9 protein-coding genes and 1 pseudogene are annotated in these 8,138 nt (G+C 45.2%); all 10 read left to right on the top strand.

Going from position 1 to position 8,138, the window contains the following annotated elements; translation table 11 throughout:
* On the top strand, positions 1–1,073 hold a 1,073-nt coding region (locus ACP45E_RS10655), incomplete at its 5' end, for a glycerophosphodiester phosphodiesterase (RefSeq protein WP_277815699.1).
* Between the two features lie 87 nt (positions 1,074–1,160).
* On the top strand, positions 1,161–1,547 hold the full coding sequence (locus ACP45E_RS10650; protein ID WP_017033320.1) for a GntR family transcriptional regulator: 387 nt from the start codon (positions 1,161–1,163) through the stop codon (positions 1,545–1,547).
* The gene (locus ACP45E_RS10645) at positions 1,544–2,416 is read left to right on the top strand and encodes an ABC transporter ATP-binding protein (protein WP_017037680.1); all 873 of its coding nucleotides are present in this window, start codon (positions 1,544–1,546) and stop codon (positions 2,414–2,416) included. Before ACP45E_RS10650 ends, ACP45E_RS10645 begins: the two co-directional genes overlap by 4 nt.
* The gene (locus ACP45E_RS10640; RefSeq protein ID WP_017033318.1) at positions 2,401–3,231 is read left to right on the top strand and encodes a hypothetical protein; all 831 of its coding nucleotides are present in this window, start codon (positions 2,401–2,403) and stop codon (positions 3,229–3,231) included. The genes ACP45E_RS10645 and ACP45E_RS10640 overlap by 16 nt, the downstream gene beginning before the upstream one ends.
* 269 nt (positions 3,232–3,500) lie before the next feature.
* The gene (locus ACP45E_RS10635; RefSeq protein WP_017037679.1) at positions 3,501–4,112 is read left to right on the top strand and encodes a thermostable hemolysin; all 612 of its coding nucleotides are present in this window, start codon (positions 3,501–3,503) and stop codon (positions 4,110–4,112) included.
* Positions 4,113–4,119: 7 nt separating this feature from the next.
* Positions 4,120–5,691: an AMP-binding protein gene (locus tag ACP45E_RS10630; RefSeq protein ID WP_017037678.1), complete on the top strand. Its 1,572-nt coding sequence runs from the start codon at positions 4,120–4,122 to the stop codon at positions 5,689–5,691.
* A gap of 10 nt (positions 5,692–5,701) precedes the next feature.
* A complete protein-coding gene (locus tag ACP45E_RS10625; RefSeq protein ID WP_017037677.1) occupies positions 5,702–6,400 on the top strand; it encodes a TenA family transcriptional regulator in 699 nt (232 codons plus the stop codon).
* Positions 6,401–6,408: 8 nt separating this feature from the next.
* Positions 6,409–7,263 carry an SDR family oxidoreductase gene (locus tag ACP45E_RS10620; RefSeq protein ID WP_069584989.1) on the top strand — a complete coding sequence of 285 codons (855 nt, stop codon included), beginning with the start codon at positions 6,409–6,411 and terminating at the stop codon, positions 7,261–7,263.
* A 14-nt stretch (positions 7,264–7,277) separates the two neighbouring features.
* The gene (locus tag ACP45E_RS10615) at positions 7,278–7,967 is read left to right on the top strand and encodes a tetratricopeptide repeat protein (RefSeq protein WP_017037675.1); all 690 of its coding nucleotides are present in this window, start codon (positions 7,278–7,280) and stop codon (positions 7,965–7,967) included.
* 3 nt (positions 7,968–7,970) lie between these two features.
* Positions 7,971–8,138, top strand: a pseudogene (locus tag ACP45E_RS10610) (response regulator); the annotation flags it as partial.

Raw genomic sequence — 8,138 nt, 5'->3', positions numbered from 1 at the left:
ACCGCTCTTCCGATCTGACTTCCGATCAGGAACGTTATTCTTGGCTTGTGTTAGCCAGCTTGCTGCTTATTGGCGTGACATTACTGCTCAGTTTCATCGACCGATTTATCTACGCCAGCTGTCAATATTATGTACTGCGTTTACAAACAAAACGCCTCAAGTTGGTCAATGACCAAGAACGGTTTGTTGGTTTGAAACACAGTACACAACGGCGCACTTTGTTAATCGTTGCGATGCTATCTGTCCTGGTATTTGCCGTATTCAACAGTTATACCGAAGTTCGCCACTTCGTTAAGCACCTGCAAACGGATACAACAAGCTATGTTACCTCACACCGCGGCGGTGGTTTTAAGCACCCTGAAAACAGTGAAGCAGGCATTCTGTATTCCATATCGTTAGGGGTTAAAAGCACAGAAATTGATGTACAGATAACCAAAGATGGGCAAATCGTGGTATTTCACGATCGTGATTTAGGCCGTATGCTCGGTGATCCCTTGCTCATTGAACACTCTACCTATGCTGACATTGTTGAAGCCTATCAAAAAAAGGGCCGCGTACCTCCCCCCTTATTAACACAGCTATTAGATAACTATGCCCAAGATATAGAATTTAATATCGAACTAAAACGCTATAACCAAAGCTTGGATCTTGCCGTTGCGATGGCCAGGTTATTGCCGAATTATCAGCAAGCAATGATTGTTTCAAGCCTTGATGTCGAACTTCTGACACACCTGATGAGTCAGTTAAAGCACTCGCGTCCAGAAAATCTTCGTTACGCCCTGATCTATGCGGCCAGCGTTGGTGAAATCAGCTTAGAACGCGATGTGGATATGTTAATGGTCAGCGAACAGTGGCTAGAGCCGTGGCGGATTATCGAAATACAACAACGTCAGCAAGAAGTGCTGGTTTGGACCATTAACAACCCAGCCGCTATGAGGCGACTCTTATTGCTGGGCGTGGATGGTATTATTACGGATGAGCCCAAACTGGCTTTAGAAGCCAAATCAGCGATTGATGATATGGAATTTTCCGAGCGTGCCCTACTCACATTACGGCATTGGTTGTCCTTATAAACTGAATTATTGACTCGATTTTCTTCTCTTATTACTGAATTGGTGTTATACATAACTATAACACCAATTCAGTCAAGGGAACCGTTCATGACACATTGGCATGATCACCAACCGATTTTCCGTCAGTTGGCTGATCAAATCACTCAACAGATACTGCAAGGGATTTGGCAAGAAGGGCAAGCTTTACCTTCCGTGCGCAGTGTTTCTGCGAATATGAAAATTAATCATCTGACCGTCATGAAAGGCTATCAGCTGTTGGTTGATGAAGGATTAGTCGAAAAAAAGCGGGGGCAAGGCATGTTCGTCGCCAACGGTGCCAAGCAAAAACTGCTCGCCGATGAAAAAGCACGCTTTCTTCAACAACAAATTCCGCAGATCGCGGCCACTCTAGAACGGCTCAACATGTCACTCGAAGAGTTCAGTCAACAACTTAAACCTCATTTACTTGAAACGCACATAAAAGGTGACCAATGAGCGCATTAATCAGTGTAAAAAACGTCGCTAAGCAATATCGCCAGCAGGGAGATGTTCTGCATGGCGTGAGTTTTGATCTGCATGCGGGCCAAGTGCTTGGACTGCTCGGTCATAATGGCGCAGGAAAATCGACCCTTATTAACGCTCTTCTTGGAGCACATGAGTATCAAGGCACGATTCGCATCAAGGGTTTTGAGCCCATTATGCAGCGCGATAAAATTATGCAGAGCTTATCGTATATCTCGGATGTGAATGTTCTTCCCGGTTGGATGACGGTGGCACAGCTTCTCGACTACTCCGAAGGTGTTCACCCAGAATTCAACCGTCGCAAAGCAGATGAACTGCTTGATCAGACCGATATTAAGCCGCGTGCTCGCATTAAATCCCTCTCAAAAGGAATGAAAGTGCAATTGCATTTGGCCATTGTCATTGCCACCAATACTCAAATTCTTATCTTGGATGAGCCGACTCTGGGGCTGGATCTAGTCTACCGAGATACTTTCTATCGGCACTTATTGGAATGGTTCCACGATGGCGAACGCGCGCTAATCATCGCCAGCCACGAAGTCGCTGAGATCGAACATCTGCTCACCGATGTACTGATTCTCAAACAAGGTCGGCCAGTGCTTCAAACATCGATGGAACGCATCAGCGAAGAGTATTTTATCTTGGATGCCAGCGACGAGCATCGCGAGCAAATCGAAGCGCTAACACCGCTCTCTTCACAAAAAGGACTGGGCACCACTAAATGGCTACTTTCCTCTCAATATGCAGCGCAAGTAGAAGAGCTGGGCAGCATTTATAGTGTCAAGTTAGCGGATCTGTTTTTAGCTTTACAGAAGGAGTCAGTGTCATGCATTCAATCTTAGCCATGCTGCGTAAAGAGTGGATAGAAAACCCGCTGATTACGCGTATTCCATTGTTTATGTTTGCTTGTGGTTTGCTGCTATTTGTCAGTCTGATGAGCAGCTCAACCTTACAGCACGATCTGTTTTTTCAAATGAGCATCAGTGGTGATATTAGCGATATACACCGAGAAATGGGCGATGATATCAATATGCTGATAATGGGTGGTGCAGGGTTATTATCCATCTTACTTGGCACACAATACTTCCCTAGAACGCTGCGTAAAGCTCGTTTAGAAGGCAGCATTATGTTTTGGCGCAGTATGCCGGTCAGCGACACCAAAACTCACCTTGTTAAGCTTTCTTTTGGTTTGTTGGTTATCCCTTTAGTGTGTTCAATACTGGTCTTATCCGCAGACTTAATGTTGTGGGTTTTAAACATCGCCACTGACCAGCAATTGGCTCTGCTCTATCGTCAAGCTTCACTCGGGTACGTATTACTGAATTGGGTTGAGTTTCTACTCCGAATGGTGCTGGTAGGGATTCTACTGTTGCCATTGGCACTCGCTGCGATGTCCGTTTCGCAAAAGGTAAACTCGCCGCTTTTGGTCATCTTAATTGCCGTTTACGCATTGCGATGGATGCCGATAGCGATGTTCAACTACGACGGCTTGGATCAGTTTTTCTCAAAGGTCTTCTACCTACCCCTGCATGCGCTTTTGGCTCCACACCCATTCACTGCGATTCCAGAGGCTGGTTGGTTCAATGTCGGTATTTACAGCGCCATCGGGTTACTTGCATGGATGACGAGCTTGAAATTCAGCCGTACCGTACGTTAAATTTGATTTAATTTGATTTGATTAAGCTAGCTTGAACCACCACTAAAGCGAGGGAGTCCCTCGCTTTTTATTTTCACCTATAATCACTATCTTCTTGTTTTTCAGGCTTTTTTTCAACAATCCTTTACCTGAAATCTTGATGGATCGACGATTAGCCACGACCTATCAACCCTTTATTTAGTTTTTTCCCATTTTTTAAGAGTTTCTTAAGAGTTTCTTAAGTTTCGCGTTTTATTGTGTTCATAATCCATAAAGCAAAGGAAGCGCTCATGAAACACAACACGAAAACTTCTGTAAAGAACGTAACGTTAGAGATTGTGTCCCCTATGCATCCACTCTGGGAACAAGTTATCAACCATGTTTCTCAACGTTATCACCAGGCATTCAATGCTGACCTAAAACAATTTATGCCTGCGTATTTAACGCTCATGAATCATGACGACATTCTTTCTGTTTGTGGTTTTAGTACTGCACAAGACCAACGGCTCTTCCTGGAGCAATACCTAGATGATGATGCCCAAACGTTGGTGACTTCAACCTTTGATTGTGCCGTAGAACGCTCCAACTTAGTCGAATTTGGACACTTAGCATCGTTTGCGAACGGCATGTCGTCCCTTCATTTCTATCTCATTGCAGAAATGTTAGTGGATAACGGTTTTGAGTGGTGCATTTTTACCGCAACCGATCCTCTACACGCCATGATGGTTCGCCTTGGTCTAGAGCCGAAAATCATCGCAAACGCCGACCAAAACAAAATCCCTGATGCAAAATCAACATGGGGATCTTATTACGAACACCAACCCCGAGTGCTTGCTGGGAATTTACGTAAAGGGCTCGAACGTCTTCAATTGATTCAAAAAAGAATGCGCAAGCAAGCATAGGTGAGCCATGAATACTCTTCTAAAAACCATCAATAAATGGGCGAAAACCACACCAGAAAACCTAGCTTTTGTTGGTGAGGATAACTCAGGTCAATCGGTTAGAATCAGCTATATTGAACTGCAAGAAAAAATCCTAAAAACAGCAAAAGCGTTAACAGCACAGAACATCAAAGTACTGGCATTGCGTTCACAAAACAGCCCAAACTGGGCAATAATCGACCTAGCGGCCATGCATGCAAATATTGTCGTTGTGCCTATTCCAACCTTTTTTTCTATCGCGCAGGTGGAGCATACATTACATCAATCTGGCGTTGATGCTTTGATCGGCGATTGGCAAGCATTCTCAGACTTATCACAAAAAAAGTTCAGTGCGGTTCAGGTTAACAATATTGTCATCGCTGGGCTTCCTCTCATGTTCAGAACCGCCCCTGAGCAGGTTTCTTATCTCACAGGAACAGGCAAAATCACCTTCACTTCTGGATCAACAGGGCAACCCAAAGGCGTGTGTTTGAGTAACGAGCACCTTTATCAAGTCGCCAACTCGCTGGCGCAAAGTGTCCGTCACATCGCTCGAACACACCTTGTCTTGCTGCCTCTTTCTACACTTTTAGAAAACATCACGGGCATATACGTCCCGTTACTCTTAGGAGGAACCTCATACATCCTTCCCGGAGAGCAAACGGGGTTAACGGGGTCCAGCCAGTTTGACACGACTATGTTTGCGAAAGCTTTAGCAAGAGTAAAGCCCGATAGCTTGGTGTTAACCCCTGCGTTGTTACTTGCACTTATCCAGATCATTCAGCAACAACCTGAGCTTTCAGCCTCCTTGACGTTTGTCGCGGTTGGTGGCGCAAGGGTTTCATCGCAGCTAATTAATGCGGCGCACTCTTTACACATTCCCGCTTTTGAAGGGTATGGGTTATCAGAATGTGGATCGGTAGTTTGCCTAAATACACCTTCTCATTTCAAACCAGGCACCAGTGGAAAGCCGTTACCCCATGTGCAGGTGCGTATTGCAGAAGATGGAGAACTGTTAGTCAGTGGTAATACGGCCCTTGGCTATTTAAATGAGGCATTCGCCCAAGAATGGTTAGCCACAGGAGATTTAGCGCAAATAGACGATCACGGCTACATCACCTTATCTGGCCGTAAAAAAAACCTCATCGTCACCGCTTACGGAAGAAACATCTCGCCGGAATGGGTGGAATCTGAAGCCCTATCATTCTTGCCAAGTACACCATTAATTGTCACGGGCGATACTCAACAAGCCTTATGTGCGGTGGCCGCAAGTTACAACGGCATTAGCGACGACCTTAGCGACGGAAATTGCGACAGTATTAAAGCGCAAATAGCAGCGCTAAATAGCACTCTCCCCGATTACGCGCAGATCAGGATGTTGCTGATTATTGAAAATCCACAGGCGATCACTCACTGGTACACCGAAAATGGAAAACTCAAACGAGATCAAATCGAGCAAAGCGTTTCTCAGTTTCTGTCTTGTAAAACATCTGAATTAACACTGGATGGCCAAAAGGTCCAAATAATTGACCTACCATTCCAACAATCTATCGCTTCTTAAGGGGAACATTATGACTCTATTTTTCGAACAACTTAAACAACACACTTCATCGGCTCAGCAGGCCATGTTGACCGCGCCAATTATTACTGAGGTTCAACAAGGGAACATTTCTAAAGAGATATACATTGCCTTCCTTACTCAAGCTTATCACCACGTAAAACACACCGTACCGTTACTTATGGCGTGTGGCGGGCGATTATCAGACCAATATGAATGGGTTCGTGAAGCCATTGCCGAATACATTGATGAAGAAAAAGGCCATCAAGAATGGATATTGAATGATATCGAAGCGTGTAATGGTGATGCGCAATCCGTGCGTAATAATCTGGGTGAAGGTGCCATTGGTCAGGCGATTGAACTGATGGTGGCGTACCTCTATAACTCTATTGATCGGCATAACCCAATGGCATTGTTTGGTATGGTTTGGGTTTTAGAAGGGACCAGTGTTGGTATTGGGGGGAGAATGGCAGAACAAATCCAATCCACCCTGAACCTCCCCCCTTCCGCGATGACTTATCTCGTCTCCCACAGTGTGTTAGATCAAGACCATTTGCGCTTCTTTGAGCTATTGATGAACAAAGTCACCCGCAGCGAAGACCAGAAAGCCATCATTGACTCCGCCAATATGGTGTTTTCACTCTACGGGCAAATGCTTAGAGCCCTACCCGCTGCCCCAGTAAACAAGCAAAAAAGTCAACAAGCCGCGTGAGGTAAACCATGAAAATTAAAAACAGCACGATTTTAATTACCGGGGCGACTGGCGGTATAGGTCAGGCCATTGCCACTGAGTTAGCCCACAGCGGCGCTCAACTCATTCTCGTAGGACGAAACGAACAAAAACTAATGGCGCTGAAAGCATCGCTGCCGAGTGAAAACAATCACACGGTGTTGATCGCAAATATCACGACCTCAGAAGGGCTTGATGTCATAAACCAATACGCGCAAAACAAGTACGCGGAAAACAAACACACGGGAAACAAACACACGGGAAACATACACGCGCGTCTGGGGAAAAAAATCGATGCTCTGATTAATAATGCCGGATGCAATGACTTTTCATTGCTGAGCCACAAGCATTCAGGACAAATTGAGAAAGAGATTCAGCTCAACCTTATCGCTCCGATTCTTTTGAGCCAATCGGCACTCACTTGGCTAAATCAGCCGGGAATTATCCTCAACATTGGTTCAACGTTCGGATCTATTGGATACCCGGGCTATACCTCCTACTGCGCAGCTAAAGCAGGGCTTCATCGCTTTACAGAATCACTCGACAGGGAACTTTTTTTCACGGGTATTCGAGCGTTATATTTAGCGCCAAGGGCAACTAAAACGTCGCTAAATAGTGATGCCGTAGACAAGATGAATCAACAATTAGGCAACCAAACCGATGACCCGAAAATTGTCGCACAGCATGTTGTCACAATGTTAGAGAAGGAAATTCCAGCAAAGTGGATAGGCTGGCCAGAAAAACTATTTGCACGTATCAACCAACTGTTTCCTAGCGTTGTTTCATCGGCCATTCGAAAACAGCACAAAACCATTCACCAATTTGTAACCCGAGTTAGCCACTAATAAGGATATTAATGATGAATACCACAAAACTGGCTTTTAATTTAACAGTATGTAGAATCTTCACAATCTCGAACACCCTCAAGGCATACTGCACCTTAACGATTGGTTTAGCCCTGTTTTCAGCGAACGCGTTTGCCAGCATGCCTCCGCTTGAAGATGTGCAAAAAACCTGGGCTGAATGCCAATACCACACTCCTGATAGCGATGATAAAGAGCGTTGCTTCCATCGAGCCATCGCAAAAACTGACCGTTATCTGAGCCGCTCACCAGATAACTCTGAACTGACGGTTTGGCTTGCAATCAATAAGGCCTCCTTAGCAGGCGCTCAGGGCGGTTTAGGGGCTCTATCTTTGGCCAAAGAAGCGAAATCTCTACTTGAAAAGGTCATTGAAACGTCGCCGCAAACATTAAATGGCTCTGCTTACACCAGTTTAGGCTCTTTATACTATAAGGTGCCAGGATGGCCAATTGGGTTTGGTGATGATGACAAAGCCGAAGAAATGTTAAAAACAGCGTTAGAGATCAATCCAAAAGGTATCGATCCAAACTATTTTTATGGGGATTACCTTGCTGAAGAAGGCCGAGAGAAAGAAGCGAAGATCTATCTTGCTCGCGCCATGCAAGCGCCAATACGCCCTGATCGCCCATTGGCCGATGAGGGCAGAAAACTAGACATTGAAGCGACACTAAGGAAAATGAAATAGCCTATGCGCTTATTACTCGTAGAAGATGACAAACTATTGGGTGTCTCTATGGTGACGTCATTAACTCGCCATGGATACACCGTAGACTGGGTTGAAAGGGGATCAGGGGTGACAAGTGCTCTAAAAACGGAGGTATTTACAGCCGTGATTTTGGATCTCACTCTACCCGAC

This window comes from Vibrio genomosp. F10 str. 9ZD137 (genome assembly GCF_049974785.1).
In the GTDB taxonomy this organism is placed as follows: Bacteria; Pseudomonadota; Gammaproteobacteria; order Enterobacterales; family Vibrionaceae; genus Vibrio.
The sequence above is the reverse complement of the archived record's forward strand: the minus strand, read 5'-3'. Positions and strand labels throughout refer to the sequence as shown.